The 18,996-nt window shown below is 57.3% G+C and carries 18 protein-coding genes; 14 read left to right on the forward strand and 4 right to left on the reverse strand.

The genetic code is table 11. The annotated features are described in order from the left end of the window. Positions 1-9 precede the first annotated feature (9 nt). The 7 genes from pepP to F0319_RS20545 all read left to right on the forward strand — a co-directional run bounded on the left by pepP (position 10) and on the right by F0319_RS20545 (position 9,432). Positions 10-1,323 (forward strand): Xaa-Pro aminopeptidase, encoded by a 1,314-nt coding sequence (gene pepP / locus F0319_RS20515; protein ID WP_149367686.1) that lies wholly within the window; start codon positions 10-12, stop codon positions 1,321-1,323. Continuing rightward, the gene (ubiH, locus tag F0319_RS20520; protein WP_149367666.1) at positions 1,320-2,498 is read left to right on the forward strand and encodes a 2-octaprenyl-6-methoxyphenyl hydroxylase; all 1,179 of its coding nucleotides are present in this window, start codon (positions 1,320-1,322) and stop codon (positions 2,496-2,498) included. The genes pepP and ubiH overlap by 4 nt, the downstream gene beginning before the upstream one ends. Before the next feature lie 12 nt (positions 2,499-2,510). After that, on the forward strand, positions 2,511-3,713 hold the full coding sequence (gene ubiI / locus F0319_RS20525; RefSeq protein WP_111963210.1) for an FAD-dependent 2-octaprenylphenol hydroxylase: 1,203 nt from the start codon (positions 2,511-2,513) through the stop codon (positions 3,711-3,713). Between the two features lie 397 nt (positions 3,714-4,110). Beyond that, positions 4,111-5,205, forward strand: coding sequence for a glycine cleavage system aminomethyltransferase GcvT (gene gcvT / locus F0319_RS20530; protein ID WP_133295114.1), 1,095 nt, complete (start codon positions 4,111-4,113; stop codon positions 5,203-5,205). A gap of 23 nt (positions 5,206-5,228) precedes the next feature. Continuing rightward, a complete protein-coding gene (gene gcvH / locus F0319_RS20535) occupies positions 5,229-5,618 on the forward strand; it encodes a glycine cleavage system protein GcvH (RefSeq protein ID WP_008499718.1) in 390 nt (129 codons plus the stop codon). Positions 5,619-5,744: 126 nt separating this feature from the next. Next, positions 5,745-8,618 (forward strand): aminomethyl-transferring glycine dehydrogenase, encoded by a 2,874-nt coding sequence (gene gcvP, locus F0319_RS20540; protein WP_149367667.1) that lies wholly within the window; start codon positions 5,745-5,747, stop codon positions 8,616-8,618. Between the two features lie 70 nt (positions 8,619-8,688). Beyond that, positions 8,689-9,432 (forward strand): SDR family oxidoreductase, encoded by a 744-nt coding sequence (locus F0319_RS20545; protein ID WP_111963207.1) that lies wholly within the window; start codon positions 8,689-8,691, stop codon positions 9,430-9,432. Positions 9,433-9,492: 60 nt separating this feature from the next. On the opposite strand, the gene bglA is transcribed toward F0319_RS20545, so the two are convergent. Both bglA and F0319_RS20555 read right to left on the reverse strand, forming a co-directional pair. Next, on the reverse strand, positions 9,493-10,926 hold the full coding sequence (gene bglA, locus F0319_RS20550; RefSeq protein ID WP_115876233.1) for a 6-phospho-beta-glucosidase BglA: 1,434 nt from the start codon (positions 10,924-10,926) through the stop codon (positions 9,493-9,495). A gap of 116 nt (positions 10,927-11,042) precedes the next feature. Then, a complete protein-coding gene (locus F0319_RS20555; protein ID WP_032660101.1) occupies positions 11,043-11,774 on the reverse strand; it encodes a MurR/RpiR family transcriptional regulator in 732 nt (243 codons plus the stop codon). Between the two features lie 51 nt (positions 11,775-11,825). On the opposite strand from F0319_RS20555, the gene yqfB reads away from it, so the two are divergent. Both yqfB and trhA read left to right on the forward strand, forming a co-directional pair. Beyond that, on the forward strand, positions 11,826-12,137 hold the full coding sequence (yqfB, locus tag F0319_RS20560) for a N(4)-acetylcytidine aminohydrolase (RefSeq protein ID WP_111963205.1): 312 nt from the start codon (positions 11,826-11,828) through the stop codon (positions 12,135-12,137). Positions 12,138-12,302: 165 nt separating this feature from the next. After that, a complete protein-coding gene (trhA, locus tag F0319_RS20565; protein WP_149367668.1) occupies positions 12,303-12,962 on the forward strand; it encodes a PAQR family membrane homeostasis protein TrhA in 660 nt (219 codons plus the stop codon). A gap of 84 nt (positions 12,963-13,046) precedes the next feature. Here the strand turns inward: trhA and ygfZ are convergent, their stop codons facing one another. Continuing rightward, the gene (gene ygfZ / locus F0319_RS20570) at positions 13,047-14,027 is read right to left on the reverse strand and encodes a tRNA-modifying protein YgfZ (RefSeq protein ID WP_149367669.1); all 981 of its coding nucleotides are present in this window, start codon (positions 14,025-14,027) and stop codon (positions 13,047-13,049) included. Between the two features lie 294 nt (positions 14,028-14,321). Here ygfZ and sdhE point away from each other — a divergent pair, with 294 nt between their 5' ends. Continuing rightward, positions 14,322-14,588 (forward strand): FAD assembly factor SdhE, encoded by a 267-nt coding sequence (gene sdhE / locus F0319_RS20575; RefSeq protein ID WP_149367670.1) that lies wholly within the window; start codon positions 14,322-14,324, stop codon positions 14,586-14,588. Then, complete coding sequence (locus F0319_RS20580) at positions 14,569-14,979, forward strand: protein YgfX (RefSeq protein WP_021242050.1); 411 nt, start codon at positions 14,569-14,571, stop codon at positions 14,977-14,979. Before sdhE ends, F0319_RS20580 begins: the two co-directional genes overlap by 20 nt. Positions 14,980-14,985: 6 nt before the next feature. Here F0319_RS20580 and fldB read toward each other — a convergent pair whose 3' ends face one another. Then, positions 14,986-15,507 carry a flavodoxin FldB gene (gene fldB / locus F0319_RS20585; protein WP_008499710.1) on the reverse strand — a complete coding sequence of 174 codons (522 nt, stop codon included), beginning with the start codon at positions 15,505-15,507 and terminating at the stop codon, positions 14,986-14,988. A 101-nt stretch (positions 15,508-15,608) separates the two neighbouring features. Between fldB and xerD the strand changes: the two genes are divergently transcribed. Genes xerD through recJ form a run of 3 tightly spaced genes read left to right on the forward strand, consistent with a single transcriptional unit; the run spans position 15,609 to position 18,986 of the window. Continuing rightward, a complete protein-coding gene (gene xerD, locus F0319_RS20590) occupies positions 15,609-16,505 on the forward strand; it encodes a site-specific tyrosine recombinase XerD (RefSeq protein WP_111963202.1) in 897 nt (298 codons plus the stop codon). A gap of 28 nt (positions 16,506-16,533) precedes the next feature. Continuing rightward, positions 16,534-17,247 carry a bifunctional protein-disulfide isomerase/oxidoreductase DsbC gene (gene dsbC / locus F0319_RS20595; RefSeq protein WP_149367671.1) on the forward strand — a complete coding sequence of 238 codons (714 nt, stop codon included), beginning with the start codon at positions 16,534-16,536 and terminating at the stop codon, positions 17,245-17,247. 5 nt (positions 17,248-17,252) lie between these two features. Beyond that, positions 17,253-18,986 (forward strand): single-stranded-DNA-specific exonuclease RecJ, encoded by a 1,734-nt coding sequence (recJ, locus tag F0319_RS20600; RefSeq protein ID WP_149367672.1) that lies wholly within the window; start codon positions 17,253-17,255, stop codon positions 18,984-18,986. Positions 18,987-18,996: the final 10 nt, after the last annotated feature.

The raw sequence follows: 18,996 nt of genomic DNA on the forward strand, positions 1-18,996 counted from the left end.
GTCATGGTTATCTCGAGTCAAGAGTATTCGCGCCGCCGTCAGGCGCTGCTGGCGAAAATGCAGCCGGGCAGCGCCGCGCTGATTTTCGCTGCGCCCGAAGTCACGCGCAGCGCCGACAGCGAATATCCCTATCGCCAGAGCAGCGATTTCTGGTACTTCACCGGCTTTAACGAGCCGGAAGCGGTGCTGGTGCTGATTAAGAGCAATGACACCCACAACCACAGCGTGATTTTCAACCGCGTACGAGACTTAACTGCTGAAATCTGGTTTGGCCGCCGCCTGGGGCAAGAGGCCGCACCGGCGAAGCTGGGCGTTGACCGCGCGCTGGCGTTTAGCGAAATCAACCAGCAGCTCTATCAGCTGCTTAACGGCCTCGACGTGCTCTATCACGCGCAGGGCGAATATGCGTACGCAGATGAGATTGTTTTCACCGCGCTGGATAAGCTGCGCAAAGGCTCGCGCCAGAACCTGTCCGCACCGGCCACGCTGACGGACTGGCGTCCGGTGGTGCATGAGATGCGCCTGTTCAAGTCTGAAGAGGAGCTTAACGTGATGCGCCGTGCGGGCGAAATCAGCGCCCTGGCGCACACCCGCGCGATGGAGAAATGCCGTCCCGGGATGTTCGAATACCAGCTGGAAGGCGAAATTCACCACGAATTTAACCGCCACGGCGCGCGCTATCCCTCTTACAACACCATTGTCGGCGGCGGGGAAAACGGCTGCATTTTGCACTACACCGAAAACGAAAGCGCGCTGCGCGACGGCGATCTGGTGCTGATTGATGCCGGCTGCGAATATCAGGGCTATGCGGGGGACATAACCCGTACCTTCCCGGTGAACGGTAAGTTCTCACCGGCACAGCGCGCCATTTACGACATCGTTCTCGAGTCTCTTGAGACGGCGCTCAGGCTGTATCGTCCCGGTACCTCCATGCAGGAAGTAACCGGCGAAGTGGTGCGCATCATGATTACCGGTCTGGTCAGGCTCGGGATCATGAAAGGGGATGTCGACACCCTGATTGCTGAAAATGCGCATCGACCGTATTTCATGCACGGCCTGAGCCACTGGCTGGGGCTGGACGTGCATGACGTTGGCGCGTACGGCACCGACCGTTCGCGCGTGCTGGAGCCGGGCATGGTGTTAACCGTGGAGCCGGGCCTGTATATCGCGCCGGATGCCGACGTGCCTGAAGAGTACCGCGGGATTGGCATTCGTATTGAAGATGACATCGTGATTACCGAAACCGGTAACGAAAACCTGACCGCCAGCGTCGTGAAAAACGCTGACGATATCGAGGCGCTGATGGCAGCGGCGCGCGCATGAGCGTGATTATCGTTGGCGGCGGCATGACCGGGGCCACGCTGGCGCTGGCCATTTCGCATTTGACGCAGGGCCAGCTTCCGGTGCACCTGGTGGAAGCCGTTGCGCCAGAGGCGTCAAACCACCCCGGTTTTGATGCGCGCGCCATTGCGCTGGCGCAGGGCACCTGCCAGCAGCTTTCGCGCATTGGTATCTGGCAGGCGATAGCCGACCGCGCCACGGCGATCGGTACCGTGCACGTCAGCGATCGCGGCCATGCTGGCTTTGTCACGCTGGACGCGCAGGACTACCGGATTGATGCCCTGGGTCAGGTCGTTGAGCTGCACGACGTCGGATTGCGACTGTTCCGCCTGCTCCAGGACGCGCCGGGCGTCACGCTGCATTGTCCGGCGCGCGTGGCCAGCGTGAGCCGTAGTGAGGCGTCGGTTAGCGTGACGCTGGAAAACGGCACCGTTCTTGAAGGCCAGCTTCTGGTCGCCGCGGACGGTTCGCGCTCGTCGCTCGGCAGCCAGTGTGGCGTGGAGTGGCGCCAGCAGCCTTACGGGCAGGTGGCGGTCATTGCGAACGTCTCTACCTCAGCTGAACACCACGGCAGGGCGTTTGAACGCTTTACGCAGCATGGTCCGCTGGCGATGCTGCCGATGTCGGACGGGCGCTGTTCCCTGGTGTGGTGTCATCCGCAGGATAAGGCGGAAGAGGTTAAGGCCTGGTCCGACGAACGTTTTTGTTCCGAGCTGCAGAAAGCCTTTGGCTGGCGGCTGGGGCGTATTACCCATGCAGGCAAGCGGACGGTCTACCCGCTTTCGCTGACCACGGCGTCTCAGTCTGTCTCCCATCGTCTGGCGCTTGTCGGTAATGCCGCACAGACGCTTCACCCCATCGCGGGGCAAGGCTTTAACCTGGGCTTACGCGACGTCATGAGCCTGGCCGAATCACTGGCGCAGGCGTGGGGCGAGCAAAAAGACTGCGGGGCGTATTCGGTGCTGAGTCATTACCAGAAGCGCCGCCAGGCGGATAAAGAGGCCACCATCGGTGTGACCGATGGCCTGGTCCATCTTTTTGCCAATCGCTGGGCACCGCTGGTTGCGGGCCGCAACCTCGGGCTGATGGCGATGGAACTATTCATTCCGGCACGTGACGTGCTGGCGCAGCGGACCCTGGGTTGGGTCGCGCGTTAAGGAGTTATCATCGTGCAAAATGTTGATGTCGCCATCGTTGGCGGCGGAATGGTCGGACTGGCATTGGCCTGTGGATTACAGGGCAGCGGCCTGCGCGTGGCGGTGCTGGAGCAAAAGCAGCCCCAGCCCGTTGCGCCGGATGCGCCGCCGGAACTCCGCGTCTCGGCGATCAATGCGGCCAGCGAAAAGCTGCTGACGCACCTTGGCGTCTGGGCAGATATTGTGGCGCACCGTGCCAGCTGCTATCACGGCATGGAAGTGTGGGATAAGGACAGCTTTGGTCATATTGCTTTTGATGATGAAAGCATGGGCTATAGCCATCTGGGGCACATCGTTGAAAACGCGGTGATCCACCACGCGCTGTGGCAGAAAGCACAGCAGTGCAGCGACGTGACGCTGATTGCGCCTGCGCAGATCCAGCAGGTGGCATGGGGCGAAAACGAGGCATTTATCACCCTGCAGAGCGGCGACATGCTGACCGCGCGTCTGGTGGTCGGTGCTGACGGTGCCAACTCCTGGCTGCGGAATAAAGCCGACATCCCGCTGACCTTCTGGGACTATCATCATCACGCGCTGGTCGCGACGATCCGTACCGAAGAGCCGCACGGCGGCGTGGCGCGCCAGATTTTCCACAACGACGGCATTCTGGCGTTCCTGCCGCTTAGCGACCCGCACCTGTGCTCGATTGTCTGGTCTCTGGTGCCGGAGAAAGCCCGGCAGATGCAGGAGGCGACGCCGGACGCCTTTAACCAGGCGCTGTGCGTGGCGTTTGATAACCGCCTTGGCCTGTGCACGCTTGAAAGCGAGCGTCAGGTATTCCCGTTAACCGGCCGCTACGCGCGTCAGTTTGCGGCGCACCGTCTGGCGCTGGTGGGGGATGCGGCGCATACCATTCATCCGCTGGCCGGACAGGGCGTTAACCTCGGCTTTATGGACGCGGCGGAGCTGGTTGAGGAGCTGCGTCGCCTGCATCGCGAAGGGAAAGATATTGGTCAGCATCTGTACCTGCGCCGCTACGAGCGCAGCCGCAAGCACAGCGCGGCGATGATGCTGGCTGGCATGCAGGGCTTCCGCGAACTGTTTGCCGGAGCGAATCCGGCGAAAAAACTGCTGCGCGATATTGGCCTCAAGCTTGCTGACACCCTTCCGGGCGTTAAGCCCCAACTCCTCCGTCAGGCGATGGGTCTTAACGACCTGCCGGACTGGCTGCGTTAATTTAGATCCCTGTCACACTTTCTTTTCCCGGCCTCTGCGCCGGGGAAATTCCCTCGTTTGAAATATTCTAATTTCACGTCATTTTTCGCATTAGATAATCTAATGTCGCATTTTTCTCGTTACGGAAATTCGGCCCGATTTTCCGCACGAAATATCACCATGTGCTAAATCCTGTTAGAGCATTGTTAATTTTGTGCGGGGTTAATCGCATTTTTCCAGTGAATAACTCTGTAGGCTTTTTAGCGTTTTTTGGTCATAAGCTAATGTGATGACCCATTTTGCCTTATGGTTAACCGCCGGTTTCGGTGGTAAGTTCAGGTAAAAGAGAACGTTTGCGTCGGTGCCCGAACGCGGGGCCGATACCGGGTTTCACGGTGAATTTTTCAACGAGGACAAGATGGCTCAACAGACTCCTTTGTACGAACAACACGTGTTATGCGGCGCCCGCATGGTGGACTTCCATGGCTGGATGATGCCGCTGCACTACGGCTCTCAGATTGATGAGCACCACGCGGTGCGCACCGATGCCGGTATGTTCGACGTGTCCCATATGACGATTGTCGATCTGCGCGGTAGCCGCACCCGGGAGTTTTTGCGTTATCTGCTGGCAAACGACGTCGCCAAACTGAAGACGCCGGGCAAAGCGCTCTATACCGGCATGCTGAATGCCTCGGGCGGCGTGATTGATGACCTTATCGTTTATTACTTCACTGAAGATTTCTTCCGCCTCGTTGTAAACTCCGCCACCCGCGAAAAAGACCTCTCCTGGATCACCCAACACGCCGAACCTTATGCCATCGACATCACCGTCCGTGACGATCTGTCGCTGATCGCCGTGCAGGGACCAAACGCGCAGGCGAAAGCCGCCTCTCTGTTTAACGACGAGCAGCGCAAAGCAACCGAAGGCATGAAGCCGTTCTTCGGCGTGCAGGCGGGCGATCTGTTTATCGCCACCACCGGCTACACCGGTGAAGCCGGCTACGAAATTGCGATGCCGAACGAGAAGGCCGCTGATTTCTGGCGTGCGCTGGTGGAAGCGGGCGTGAAGCCTGCGGGTCTGGGCGCGCGCGATACGCTGCGTCTGGAAGCGGGAATGAACCTTTACGGTCAGGAGATGGATGAAGGCGTCTCTCCGCTGGCTGCCAACATGGGCTGGACCATCGCGTGGGAACCGGCTGACCGTGAGTTTATTGGCCGTGAAGCGCTGGAGATGCAGCGCGAGAAGGGCACCGAACAGCTGGTGGGACTGGTGATGAAGGAAAAAGGCGTGCTGCGAGGCGAACTGCCGGTGCGCTTTACCGATGCTGACGGCAATCATCGCGAAGGCGTGATCACCAGCGGTACCTTCTCCCCGACGCTGGGCTACAGTATTGCACTGGCACGCGTGCCGGCGGGCATTGGCGAAACGGCGGTGGTGCAAATCCGCAACCGCGAAATGCCGGTCAACGTGACCAAACCGATTTTTGTTCGCGCCGGTAAGCCGGTCGCCTAATCATTTTTATCAGGAGAACTTCAATGAGCAATGTGCCAGCAGAACTGAAATACAGCAAAGAACACGAGTGGCTGCGCAAAGAGGCGGACGGCACTTACACCGTAGGGATCACCGAGCACGCGCAAGAGCTGCTGGGCGACATGGTGTTTGTTGACCTGCCTGACGTGGGCACGACCGTTAGCGCGGGCGACGACTGCGCCGTAGCAGAGTCCGTAAAAGCAGCATCTGACATCTATGCCCCTGTAAGCGGTGAGATTGTCGCCGTCAACGATGCGCTGAGCGATTCGCCGGAACTGGTCAACAGCGAGCCTTATGAAGGCGGCTGGATCTTCAAGATCAAAGCCAGCGACGAATCCCAGGTTGCCGCGCTGCTGGATGCGACCGCGTACGAAGCACTGTTAGAAGACGAGTAAGCCATTATCCCTCTCCCCTTTGCGGAGAGGGGAGGGTGAGGGGAACAGACGACACCCTCACCCCAGCCCTCTCCCTCAGGGAGAGGGAGAAAACACATTCACTGCACGTTTCAGGAACCATCGCTCATGACACAGACTTTAAGCCAGCTTGAAAACCGTGGCGCCTTCATCGAACGTCACATTGGGCCGGATGCTCAGCAACAGCAGGAGATGCTGAAGACAGTTGGCGCGGATTCATTAAACGCACTGATCGGCCAGATTGTGCCAAAAGACATCCAGCTTGCCACGCCGCCTCAGGTGGGGGAAGCCACCACGGAATTCGCCGCGCTGGCGGAGCTGAAGGCCATCGCAGGCCTGAACAAGCGCTATAAGTCTTACATTGGCATGGGCTATACCAACGTGCAGTTACCGCCGGTTATCCTGCGCAACATGCTGGAAAACCCGGGCTGGTACACCGCTTACACCCCCTATCAGCCAGAAGTCTCCCAGGGCCGCCTGGAAGCACTGCTGAACTTCCAGCAGGTGACGCTGGACTTGACCGGCATGGATATCGCCTCCGCTTCTCTGCTGGATGAAGCGACCGCCGCCGCCGAAGCGATGGCGATGGCTAAGCGAGTGAGTAAGCTGAAAAATGCCAACCGCTTCTTCGTCGCGGCGGACGTGCATCCTCAGACGCTGGACGTGGTGCGCACCCGTGCGGAAACCTTCGGCTTTGACGTGATCGTCGATGACGCTGACAAAGTGCTGGATCATCAGGATGTCTTCGGCGTGCTGCTGCAGCAGGTGGGCACCACCGGTGAAGTTCACGACTACGGCGCGCTGATTGCCGAGCTGAAATCCCGCAAGGTGGTTGTTAGCGTTGCTGCCGATTTTATGGCGCTGGTGCTGCTGACGGCACCGGGCAAACAGGGCGCGGATATCGTCTTCGGCTCTGCGCAACGCTTCGGCGTACCGATGGGCTACGGCGGCCCGCACGCGGCGTTCTTCGGCGCGAAAGATGAATTCAAACGCTCCATGCCTGGCCGTATTATCGGCGTCTCCAAAGATGCTGCCGGTAATACCGCGCTGCGCATGGCGATGCAGACCCGCGAGCAGCATATCCGCCGCGAAAAAGCGAACTCCAATATCTGTACCTCACAGGTGCTGCTGGCTAACATCGCCAGCCTGTACGCCGTGTTCCACGGCCCGGCTGGCCTGAAACGCATTGCCAGCCGCATTCACCGCCTGGCCGATATCCTGGCCTGCGGCCTGCAGCAAAAAGGTCTTAAGCTGCGCCATACCCACTATTTCGACACCCTGTGCGTGGACGTGGCGGACAAAGCGGCCGTGCTGGCCCGCGCGGACGCGGCAAAGATCAACCTGCGCAGCGACATCCACAACGCCGTCGGCATTACGCTCGATGAAAGCACCACCCGCGACGATATTCTGAACCTGTTCAGCGTGCTGCTGGGTGACGCGCACGGTCTGGACATTGATGCGCTCGACAAAGAGGTCGCGCTCGACAGCCGCTCCATTCAGGACAGCATGCTGCGTAATGATGCGATCCTGACGCATCCGGTCTTCAATCGCTACCACAGCGAAACCGAGATGATGCGTTACATGCACTCTCTGGAGCGCAAGGATCTGGCGCTGAACCAGGCGATGATCCCGCTGGGATCCTGCACCATGAAGCTGAATGCTGCAGCAGAGATGATCCCGATCACCTGGCCTGAATTCTCCGAGCTGCACCCGTTCTGCCCGCCGGAGCAGGCAGAAGGTTATCATATGATGATCAACCAGCTTTCCGACTGGCTGGTGAAGCTGACCGGTTATGACGCGCTCTGCATGCAGCCGAACTCCGGCGCGCAGGGTGAATATGCGGGCCTGCTGGCAATCCGTCACTATCACGAAAGCCGCAACGAAGGCCACCGCGATATCTGCCTGATTCCAAGCTCCGCCCACGGTACCAACCCGGCCTCTGCCCAGATGGCGGGTATGGAAGTGGTTGTGGTGGCGTGCGATAAGAACGGCAACATCGATCTGGTCGACCTGCGCGCGAAAGCCGAGCAGGCGGGCGACAAGCTCTCCTGCATCATGGTGACCTATCCGTCCACCCACGGCGTGTACGAAGAGACTATCCGTGAAGTGTGCGAAGTGGTGCACCAGTTCGGCGGTCAGGTTTATCTCGACGGCGCAAACATGAACGCTCAGGTGGGCATTACCTCTCCGGGCTTTATCGGCGCGGACGTGTCGCACCTGAACCTGCACAAAACCTTCTGCATCCCGCACGGCGGTGGCGGCCCGGGCATGGGTCCTATCGGCGTGAAAGCGCACCTGGCGCCGTTTGTGCCGGGCCACAGCGTGGTGCAGATTGAAGGCATGCTGACCCGTCAGGGCGCGGTTTCTGCGGCACCGTTCGGTAGCGCCTCTATCCTGCCAATCAGCTGGATGTACATTCGCATGATGGGCGCGAAAGGGCTGAAGCAGGCGAGCCAGGTGGCAATTCTGAACGCTAACTATATTGCGACTCGCCTGAAGTCCGCCTTCCCCGTGCTCTATACCGGCCGCGACGGCCGCGTGGCGCACGAGTGCATCCTCGATATTCGTCCGCTGAAAGAGCAGACCGGCATTAGCGAGCTGGATATCGCCAAGCGTCTGATCGACTACGGCTTCCACGCGCCAACCATGTCGTTCCCGGTTGCGGGTACGCTGATGGTTGAGCCAACGGAGTCTGAAAGCAAAGCAGAGCTGGACCGCTTTATCGACGCGATGCTGGCCATCCGCATGGAGATCGACCGCGTGCAGGACGGCGAGTGGACGCTGGAAGATAACCCGCTGGTCAACGCTCCGCACACCCAGCACGAGATGGTGGCTGAGTGGAACCACGGTTATTCCCGCGAGCTGGCGGTCTTCCCGGCAGGCGTGGCGAACAAATACTGGCCGACCGTGAAGCGTCTCGATGACGTTTACGGCGACCGTAACCTGTTCTGCTCCTGCGTACCGATGAGCGAATACCAGTAATCGCGCTGGTGCAGTAATCTAGGCCGGGTAAGGCGAAGGCGCCACCCGGCTTTTTTATTGGGAGAAGAGAATGGGCATTGCACTTGTGACCGGCGGCAGCCGGGGCATTGGGAAAGCCACCGCACTCCAGCTGGCACGCGAAGGCTACACCGTGGCGGTGAACTATCATCACAACATTAAAGCCGCGACGGACGTGATAAACCAGATCGTTGAAGCTGGCGGTAAAGCCTTTGCCGTCCGCGCAGATATCAGTGATGAAGCTCAGGTGCTGGCGATGTTTGACAGCATCGATCGTGAAGGCGAGCCGCTTACCGCGCTGGTCAATAATGCGGGAATTCTGTTTGAGCAATCCACCATCGAAAATCTCTCCGCCGAGCGCATTAACCGCGTCCTGGCGACCAACGTCACGGGCTACTTCCTCTGCTGCCGGGAAGCGGTAAAACGAATGTCCTTCAGGCATGGCGGCAAGGGTGGGGCGATAGTGAATGTCTCTTCTGCAGCGTCGCGTCTGGGCGCGCCGGGTGAATATGTGGATTATGCCGCGTCCAAGGGGGCGGTGGATTCGCTGACAACGGGTTTATCGCTGGAGGTAGCGGCGCAGGGCATTCGCGTCAACTGCGTCCGTCCGGGTCTGATCTATACCGATATCCATGCTTCCGGCGGAGAGCCGGGGCGAGTGGATCGCGTGAAATCGTTGCTGCCGATGCAGCGCGGCGGCCAGCCGGAAGAGGTCGCCCAGGCGATTGTCTGGCTGCTGAGCGAGAAGGCGTCGTACGTGACGGGGAGCTTTATTGAGCTGGCGGGTGGGAAGTAAATCCCTAACCTAACCCTCTCCCCAAAGGGGAGAGGGGATCAAGCGTAACGGCGCCCGGCGTTAAAGTTTCTCGCCGTTGCTGGCAATTACGCCCTTATACCACTCGAAGCTTTTCTTGCGTGAACGCGACATGTCGCCCGTACCGTCGTCGTGTTTATTCACGTAGATAAAGCCGTAGCGTTTGCTGTACTGGCCGGTGGTGAACGACACGCAGTCGATACAGCCCCATGGCGTATAGCCCATCAGATCCACGCCATCGTGGGTAACGGCTTTGATCATCTCCTCCACGTGGGCACGCAGATAGTCGATACGATAGTCATCGTTGATGCTGCCGTCTTCTTCAACCTTGTCGTAGGCGCCGAAGCCGTTTTCAACGATAAACAGCGGTTTCTGGTAACGCTCGTACAGTTCGCACAGGGAATAGCGTAACCCTACCGGGTCAATCTGCCAGCCCCAGTCGGAAGCCTTAACGTGCGGGTTCGGCACGCTGCCTTCGAAACCCGAAATGGCATCGCCGGTACCGCCTTCCGCTTTCACCGCGTTGGTCATGTAGTAGCTGAAGCCCAGGTAGTCGCAGGTGCCTTCACGCAGGATCTGCTCGTCGCCTGCCTCCATTTTGATGGAGAACCCGCGGCGCTCCCACTCGTTCAGGACGTAAGACGGGTAGTAACCCCGCAGCTGGACGTCGGTAAAGACGTAGCGCTCGCGCATCGATTCCTGGGCGAACATCACGTCTTCCGGCTTGCAGGAGAATGGATAGAGCGCCACCATGGCCAGCATGCAGCCGACTTTCATCTCCGGATTGATGCGGCGCGCGGCTTTCACCGCCAGGGCGCTGGCCACAAACTGGTGGTGAAGCACCTGATACATGGTCTCTTCGGGATTTTCGTGTTCGGTATAGACCACACCGGAGCAGCAGTAGCCGAACAGCGGTGCGCGCCAGTTGCGCTGGTTATTGATTTCGTTGAAGGTCATCCAGTATTTGACCTTGTTTTTGTAGCGCTCAAAAACCACTTCCGCGAAGCGCACAAAGAAATCAACCACTTTACGGTTGGTCCAGCTACCGTATTCCTGCACCAGGTGCAGCGGCATTTCGAAGTGGGAGAGGGTGATCACCGGTTCGATGTTGTACTTCAGCAGCTCATCGAACATGTCGTCGTAAAACTTCAGCCCCTCTTCGTTTGGCTGCGTTTCATCACCTTTCGGGAAGATGCGCGTCCAGGCAATAGAGGTACGGAAGCACTTGAAGCCCATCTCGGCAAACAGCTTGATGTCTTCTTTGTAGTGGCCGTGGAAGTCGATGGCCTCGTGGTTTGGGTAGTATTTACCCGGTACCACCTCCTGCGTGATTTCGCGCGGCACGCCGTGTGCGCCTCCGGTCAATACGTCGCAAATGCTTGGCCCTTTGCCGCCTTTGTTCCAGCCGCCTTCAACCTGATGAGCGGCAACCGCGCCACCCCATAAAAAATCTTTTGGTAAGGTCAATTTTTTCATCGCTGCTATTCTCAATAAATGACTTATTGGCATCGAGTCTAGCAAAGCGAAATTAAATGTCACGATATAACAATTTACGGTAAATGTGATTTGTCACATCAAAAAAACAGGGTGTTTTATTCTGTAAGTTTCTTCGCCAGCTTACGGCCGAGAGATTCCAGAATATAGATGACGGGAATTTGCGTGGTTATATCGTAGACGCCCGCAATTCGCGTCTGAGGAACATGCCAGGAGAGATTAAAGTCCGCCAGTTTTGCCAGGCGCGAGTGCTCGTGGCTGGTAATGGAGAGCACCTTACAGTGATGCAGGCTGAACTGGCTGGCGAAGCGCAGGATCTCCTCGGTCTCGCCCGAGACGGAGAGCACAATCGCCAGCGCATTTTTTGCCATGTCATTCGTGACCGGGAAATAAGGGTCATCAATATGGTTACTGAATTTCCCAATATTAGAAAAGAAACGTGCGCCATATTTTGCCAGCGAGCCTGATGTCCCGGCACCGACAAATATAATTCGCTCGGAAGATAAAATAATATCGACCGCCTTATCCAATAACGCGTCGAACTCTTCATTATTCACGCTTTTAAAAAAGCTGATTATTTCGCTGGCGCCGAAGTTCGCCTGCTGGGGCTCGTTCTGTTCAAGATAAAGCTTAAAGCGCACGCGGAATTCAGAATATCCTTCGCAGTTAAGCTTGCGGCAAAAGCGCAGGATAGTGGTGGTTGAGACGTCTGCCGCATCCGCCAGCTCGCGGATGGTCATGTACATCACTTTGTCACGATTTTTTATGACATAGTTGTAGACCATCATCTCCAGGTTATTGAGACTGGCAATGGCGGAATGGGAGAACATGCTCACAATGACTACACTCACTCATCAGACTTTTCTTCAGGGAATAATAACATGCAGCCAAACGACATCACTTTTTTTCAGCGCTTTCAGAACGACATTCTGGCCGGGCGTAAAACCATCACTATCCGGGATAAAAGTGAATCCCATTTCAAAACCGGCGATATCCTGCGGGTGGGACGTTATGAGGATGATGGTTATTTTTGCACCATCGAAGTAACGGGAACGTCAACCGTTACGTTCGCCACATTGACGCAAAAACATGCTGAACAGGAGAACATGACCCTGGATGAATTGAAAAGCGTGATCGCAGAGATCTACCCCAGGCAGAACCAGTTTTATGTGATTGATTTTAAATGTTTATAATTAAAATCGAAACGTGCGTTAGCTGAAATTAAAGTGTAACTGTCTGATTGTAATTTAGAAACGTTATGTTTAACTTTATTTTAGCTAACATGTGTTCACTGGAATCATTCTCAGTTAGCATAGTGATGCGATGAATAATCATCTTTTGTTTTCCCGGAGTTTTGTATGGTGAGCAGACCATTAATCGCACAGGGATATTCGCTGGCTGAGGAAGTAGCCAACAGCATCAGCCACGGCATTGGCCTGGTGTTTGGGATTGTCGGTTTAGTCTTATTGCTGGTGCAGGCGGTGGACGCTAATGCCAGCGCGATGGCCATTACCAGCTACAGCCTGTATGGCGGGAGTATGATCCTGCTGTTCCTGGCCTCGACGTTGTATCACGCGATCCCGCATCAGCGGGCCAAGATGTGGCTCAAGAAATTTGACCACTGCGCTATCTATCTTCTTATTGCAGGCACCTACACGCCATTTTTGCTGGTGGGGCTCAACTCGCCGCTGTCGCGTGGCCTGATGATTGTTATCTGGAGCCTGGCACTGCTGGGGATCCTGTTTAAGCTGACCATCGCGCACCGCTTTAAGGTGCTGTCGCTGGTCACCTATCTGACCATGGGTTGGCTGTCGCTGATTGTGGTGTATCAACTGGCGGTCAAACTGTCGGTAGGGGGCGTAACGCTTCTGGCCTTAGGCGGTGTGGTGTACTCGCTCGGCGTGATTTTTTACGTCTGCAAGCGCATTCCTTACAACCATGCCATCTGGCACGGCTTTGTGCTGGGCGGCAGCGTATGCCACTTTTTGGCGATTTATTTGTATGTGGGGCAGGCGTAGTTTTTCGTCGGGTGGCGGCTTCGCCTTACCCGACCTACGGGATAAGTAGGCCCGGTAGGCGCAGCGCCACCGGGCGATACAGCATCACTCTTCCAGTGAATATGGCAGCGGCTCAATACTCAGCGTATTCGCATCGTCACGCACGCGGAACACGCTGTCGGCTTCCATGTCATTATTCATAACGGCCTGCACCAGAAGACGTCCATCATCCAGCTGTACGGCGGCTAATACGGTGCCGGTACGGCGCCAGTTTTCACCCATCTTCAGCTCTAAATCTTCACCCGCTTCAGGGACGCGGCTGGCATGTCCCGCGAGTGTCCACAGCGCACGTTTGTTTGCCCCGCGGAATTTTGCACGCGCGACCATCTCCTGGCCGGTGTAACAGCCTTTTTTAAAACTGATGCCGCCCAGTGCCTGCAGGTTGGTTGCCTGAGGAATAAACTGTGCGCTGTTTGCTGCGTCAATTACCGGCAGACCCGCTTCGATGTTCAGCGCCAGCCACTGCTGACTGTTGTTAAGCTGTGCTTCGCCGCGCAGCGCCTCGGTGATGCGCTCGGCAGTTTCGGCATCCGTGACTAACAGAAAACGCTCTGCCGGATGTTCAAACCACAGGATAGAGGTGGCGCCTTCGCTGACGAGCTGCTTTTCGGCATCCGGCAGTTCGCTGAAGAGATTTTTCAGCGCCGCACGTGCCTGGAAGCCGGCCACACCCAGCAGGACATGTTCGTCGTCCGGGGCGATAGTGACTTTGGAAAAGACCGCGTACTTTTTCAACTCTTTGAGCTGGGCGTCACGCAGGCTGCGGCGCTCAATAAAAGCAAAGCCATCCTGACGGCGGAAGAGACGCAGGTTGCTCCACATTTTGCCTTTTGGGTCGCAATGCGCGGCCAGCAGGTGCTGGTGTTCGGTCATCTGGCTGACGTCGGCGGTCACCTGGCCCTGCAGATATTTTTCGGCGTCGGCACCGGTGAGCGTCGCCAGCGCCCAGTCATCAAGAGAAATAAGCGTCAGCGGCAGACGCGCAGAGGCGGCGGGCTGGCGAGGAGAAAATGGTGTAAATGCCATAACGAGATCCTGAATTGCTTAACGCTTTGATAATGCCTAATGGTAAAAGAGCCTGCAGGCAATGCAAGCGCTTTCAACGGGCCATTTGTGCCCTAAACCGGTTATGCGTAACGCTACGCAAAATAATGTAATCCGCTGTCTTTGTAGGGGTTATTCGGGAAGCCTGCTCGGCGATCGCAATATTCCAGTAATGAAACGGTCAAAAACACGTTACACTAGCTGGTGTCCCCGTAGAGAAATAAAGAACACTGAACGGGGGATCGACTGTGCCAAACGTAATGCAGGAAACTGAACATGGATATTAACAACAAGGCCCGTATTCACTGGGCGTGCCGTCGCGGAATGCGTGAACTTGATATTTCCATCATGCCTTTCTTCGAATATGAGTATGACACCTTAAGCGACGATGATAAGCATCTGTTTGTTCGCCTGCTTGAGTCTGACGATCCAGATTTATTCAACTGGCTGATGAACCACGGCAAACCCGCCGATACCGAGTTGCAACGGATGGTGCAATTAATTCAAACACGGAATCGGGAACGTGGTCCTGTGGCAATCTGATCTTCGCGTCTCGTGGCGCTCGCAGTGGATGTCTTTATTGCTCCACGGCCTGGTTGCGGCCTTTGTGTTACTGATGCCGTGGCCGTTAAGCTATACGCCGCTGTGGCTGCTGTTACTCTCGTTTGTCGTTTTTGACAGCGTACGCAGCCAGCGTCGAATTAATGCCCGTCAGGGAGAGATCAAATTACTGATGGATTCCCGCCTGCGCTGGCAGGGTAAAGAGTGGGATATCCTCGGTATGCCCTGGATGCTCAACTGCGGCATGATGTTACGGTTACGCAAGGTGGACGGCGGGCGTTGCCAGCATCTTTGGCTGGCGGCTGACAGTATGGATGCTGCCGAGTGGCGAGACCTGCGCCGGATGCTATTGCAACAGACGACGCAGGGATAATACGCGTTAGCTAAACTTTTCAGCCATTTCGCCCAAAATCTGCTCGCACCAGGTTTGCAGGCGCTCATCGCTGAGATCGTACTGGTTGGTTTCATCCAGCGCGAGTCCAACAAACAGCTCGCCGTCGGCAATAATCGGCTTTTTACTGGTGAACTCGTAACCTTCGGTTGGCCAGTAGCCGATGAACGACACCCCTTTCGGCGCCAGTTTGTCGTGCAGCATGCCAAGCGCGTCCAGGAACCACTCCCCGTAACCCAGCTGATCTCCCATGCCGTACATGGCAATGATTTTGCCGTCGAGATTGACTGAATCAAGTTGATCCCAGATGGCTTCCCAGTCTTCCTGTATCTCACCAAAATCCCAGGTTGGGATGCCGAGGATCAGTACATCGTACTGTTCCATCAGCGCGACCGCGTCATCTTTCAGGTTATGCAACGTCACCAGTTCCGGGCCAATGATGTCGCGAATTTTCTCTGCCGCCATTTCGGTGTAGCAGGTGCTGGAACCATAGAACAGACCAATATTCATCGCGTAACTATCTCATTTCTTGCGTTGACTTTGCGCGTAGTGTACCAGAAACCGGTCACAATCAGGCATAATGGCCTGACTGCAGAATCAAAGGGGCTGATGTGGAAAAGGATCTCGCACTCGTTGAACAGTTTCTCGACGCGCTGTGGCTGGAAAAAAACCTGGCCGAGAATACGCTCAGCGCCTACCGGCGCGATCTTACCATGCTGGTGGAGTGGCTGGCCCGTCGGCAGCTCTCGCTGGCGAGCGCGCAAAGCGACGACCTGCAGGCGCTGCTCGGTGAACGTGTAGAAGGGGGGTACAAAGCCACCAGTTCCGCGCGTTTGCTCAGCGCCATGCGTCGGCTTTTCCAGCATCTCTACCGTGAGAAGATTCGCCAGGACGATCCCAGCGCGCTGCTGGCATCCCCTAAGCTCCCGCAGCGGCTGCCGAAAGATCTCAGCGAAGCGCAAGTTGAGAGATTATTACAGTCACCGGCAGTTGACCTGCCGCTGGAGTTACGCGATAAAGCCATGCTTGAGCTATTGTATGCTACCGGCCTGCGCGTTTCGGAACTGGTTGGCCTGACGATGAGCGACATCAGCCTGCGTCAGGGCGTGGTGCGCGTCATCGGTAAAGGCAATAAGGAAAGGCTGGTTCCGCTGGGCGAAGAGGCGGTTTACTGGCTGGAAACGTATCTGGAGCATGGCCGTCCGTGGTTGCTCAACGGCGTGTCTATCGATGTCCTGTTTCCTAGCCAGCGCGCACAGCAGATGACGCGACAAACGTTCTGGCATCGCATCAAGCATTACGCCACACTGGCGGGTATCGACAGTGAAAAGCTTTCGCCGCACGTATTGCGTCACGCCTTCGCGACGCATCTGCTCAACCACGGCGCTGATTTACGCGTGGTGCAGATGCTGCTGGGACACAGCGATCTTTCCACGACGCAAATTTACACCCATGTCGCGACGGAACGCCTGCGGCAGCTACACCAACAGCACCACCCTCGAGCGTGAGTGCCGACGAATTGTAACAGGATCACATATGAAAAAGTCTTTCGCGCTGTTCACCCTGCTGGCAGCCTCCTTTACTGGTTTCGCCCATGCGGACGACGCCGCCATCAAACAGTCGCTGGCTAAGCTCGGCGTCACCGGAAGCGATATTCAGCCTGCGCCGGTCGCTGGCATGAAAACAGTACTGACCAACAGCGGCGTGCTGTACGTCACTGAAGACGGCAAACACATTATTCAGGGGCCAATGTACGACGTGAGCGGCGCGCAGCCGGTCAACGTGACCAACCAGCTGCTGATGAAAAACCTGAACGCGCTCGAAAAAGAGATGATCGTCTATAAGGCGGCGCAGGAAAAACACGTCATTACCGTCTTCACCGACATCACCTGCGGCTACTGCCACAAGCTGCATGAAGAGATGAAAGACTACAACGCGCTGGGCATTACCGTGCGCTATCTTGCCTTCCCTCGCGCGGGTGTGCAGAGCCAGCCAGAGCAGGACATGAAGGCCATCTGGTGTGCGAAAGACCGCAACAAAGCCTTTGATGATGCGATGAGCGGAAAAGAGGTTAAGCCAGCCTCCTGCGATATCGACATTGCTAACCACTACGCGCTGGGCGTGCAGTTTGGCGTGAGCGGGACGCCAGCGATTGTCCTGAGCAATGGCTATGTCGTTCCGGGCTATCAGGGACCGAAAGAGATGAAAGAGTTCCTTGACGCGCACCAGAAACAGTTTGGTGGTAAATAATCCGCGTGAAAGCCCCGATAAAATTGCGCCGCCGCGAGGCGGTTGAACCGGTTGATTTGCCAGACGATCTCCCGGCGCTGCTTAAGCGCCTCTACGCCAGTCGCGGCGTGCGTAGCGCTGAAGATCTTGAACGCAGCGTGAAAGGGATGCTGCCCTGGCAGCAGCTGAGCGGTATCGAAAAAGCCACTGAGATGCTCTACAACGCCCTTCGTGAAGGAACGCGGATTGTGGTGGTAGGGGATTTCGACGCCGACGGCGCAACCAGCACCGCGCTGAGCGTGCTCAGCCTGCGCGCGCTGGGCTGCGATAACGTCACGTATCTGGTGCCGAACCGTTTTGAAGACGGCTACGGACTCAGCCCGGAAGTGGTCGATCAGGCCCACGCCCGGGGTGCGCAGATGATCATGACCGTCGATAACGGGATCTCTTCCCATGCTGGGGTCGATCATGCCCACGCGTTGGGGATCCCGGTGCTGGTTACCGATCACCACCTGCCGGGAGAAACGCTGCCCGCAGCGGAAGCGATTATTAACCCCAACCTGCGCGACTGCGATTTCCCATCGAAATCCCTCGCAGGCGTGGGCGTGGCGTTTTATCTGATGCTGGCGTTACGGACCCTGCTGCGCGATAAGGGCTGGTTCGAATCCCGCGGTATTGCCGCACCGAACCTGGCCGAATATCTCGATCTGGTGGCGCTGGGTACCGTCGCTGACGTGGTGCCGCTCGATACCAATAACCGTATTTTGACCTGGCAGGGCTTGAGCCGTATCCGGGCGGGGAAGTGCCGTCCGGGGATCAAGGCGCTGCTGGAAATCGCCAACCGCGACCCGCTCAAGCTGGCGGCAAGCGATTTGGGCTTTGCGCTCGGGCCGCGCCTGAACGCGGCCGGTAGGCTGGACGATATGTCCGTTGGCGTCGCGCTGCTGCTGTGCGACAACCTCGGTGAGGCGCGCGTGCTGGCCAACGAGCTGGACGCCCTGAACCAGACCCGTAAAGAGATTGAGCAGGGAATGCAGGCCGAAGCGCTGACCCTGTGCGAAAAGCTTGAACGCAGCGGCGATACGCTGCCGGGCGGCCTGGCGATGTATCATCCCGAGTGGCATCAGGGCGTGGTCGGCATTCTGGCGTCACGTATTAAAGAGCGCTTCCACCGCCCGGTGATCGCGTTCGCACCCGCGGGCGACGGCACGCTGAAAGGCTCTGGCCGCTCAATTCAGGGGTTGCACATGCGTGATGCTCTGGAGCGTCTCGATACGCTGTACCCGGGTCTGATGATCAAGTTCGGCGGCCATGCGATGGCGGCTGGCCTGTCGCTGGAAGAGGCGAAATTCGACGAATTCCAGCGCCTGTTCGGCGAGCTGGTCACCGACTGGATTGACCCGGCCCTGCTGCAGGGGGAAGTGGTGTCCGATGGCGAGCTTTCACCGCTTGAGATGACGATGGACGTGGCGCAAATGCTGCGCGATGCCGGCCCGTGGGGGCAGATGTTCCCGGAACCGCTGTTTGACGGGCGATTCCGCCTGCTGCAGCAGCGCATTGTCGGCGAACGTCATCTGAAAGTGATGGTCGAGCCCGTGGGCGGTGGACCGCTTCTGGACGGCATTGCTTTTAACGTCGATACCTCAATCTGGCCGGACAACGGCGTGCGCGAGGTCGAGCTGGCGTACAAACTGGACATCAACGAGTTTCGCGGTAACCGCACCCTTCAGATCATCATCGACAATATCTGGCCAATTTAGCGGCAGTAAT

It is taken from the genome of Enterobacter vonholyi (assembly GCF_008364555.1).
GTDB classification, from domain to species: domain Bacteria; phylum Pseudomonadota; class Gammaproteobacteria; order Enterobacterales; family Enterobacteriaceae; genus Enterobacter; species Enterobacter vonholyi.

Coding starts and splice junctions, on each gene's coding strand:
- ygfZ (WP_149367669.1), bottom strand. CDS start 14,027: ATGGCATTTACACCATTTTCTCCTCGCCAGCCCGCCGCCTCTGCGCGT.
- trhA (WP_149367668.1), top strand. CDS start 12,303: ATGGTGAGCAGACCATTAATCGCACAGGGATATTCGCTGGCTGAGGAA.
- F0319_RS20555 (WP_032660101.1), bottom strand. CDS start 11,774: ATGTTCTCCCATTCCGCCATTGCCAGTCTCAATAACCTGGAGATGATG.
- ubiH (WP_149367666.1), top strand. CDS start 1,320: ATGAGCGTGATTATCGTTGGCGGCGGCATGACCGGGGCCACGCTGGCG.
- gcvH (WP_008499718.1), top strand. CDS start 5,229: ATGAGCAATGTGCCAGCAGAACTGAAATACAGCAAAGAACACGAGTGG.
- bglA (WP_115876233.1), bottom strand. CDS start 10,926: ATGAAAAAATTGACCTTACCAAAAGATTTTTTATGGGGTGGCGCGGTT.
- dsbC (WP_149367671.1), top strand. CDS start 16,534: ATGAAAAAGTCTTTCGCGCTGTTCACCCTGCTGGCAGCCTCCTTTACT.
- fldB (WP_008499710.1), bottom strand. CDS start 15,507: ATGAATATTGGTCTGTTCTATGGTTCCAGCACCTGCTACACCGAAATG.
- yqfB (WP_111963205.1), top strand. CDS start 11,826: ATGCAGCCAAACGACATCACTTTTTTTCAGCGCTTTCAGAACGACATT.
- gcvP (WP_149367667.1), top strand. CDS start 5,745: ATGACACAGACTTTAAGCCAGCTTGAAAACCGTGGCGCCTTCATCGAA.
- sdhE (WP_149367670.1), top strand. CDS start 14,322: ATGGATATTAACAACAAGGCCCGTATTCACTGGGCGTGCCGTCGCGGA.
- F0319_RS20545 (WP_111963207.1), top strand. CDS start 8,689: ATGGGCATTGCACTTGTGACCGGCGGCAGCCGGGGCATTGGGAAAGCC.
- gcvT (WP_133295114.1), top strand. CDS start 4,111: ATGGCTCAACAGACTCCTTTGTACGAACAACACGTGTTATGCGGCGCC.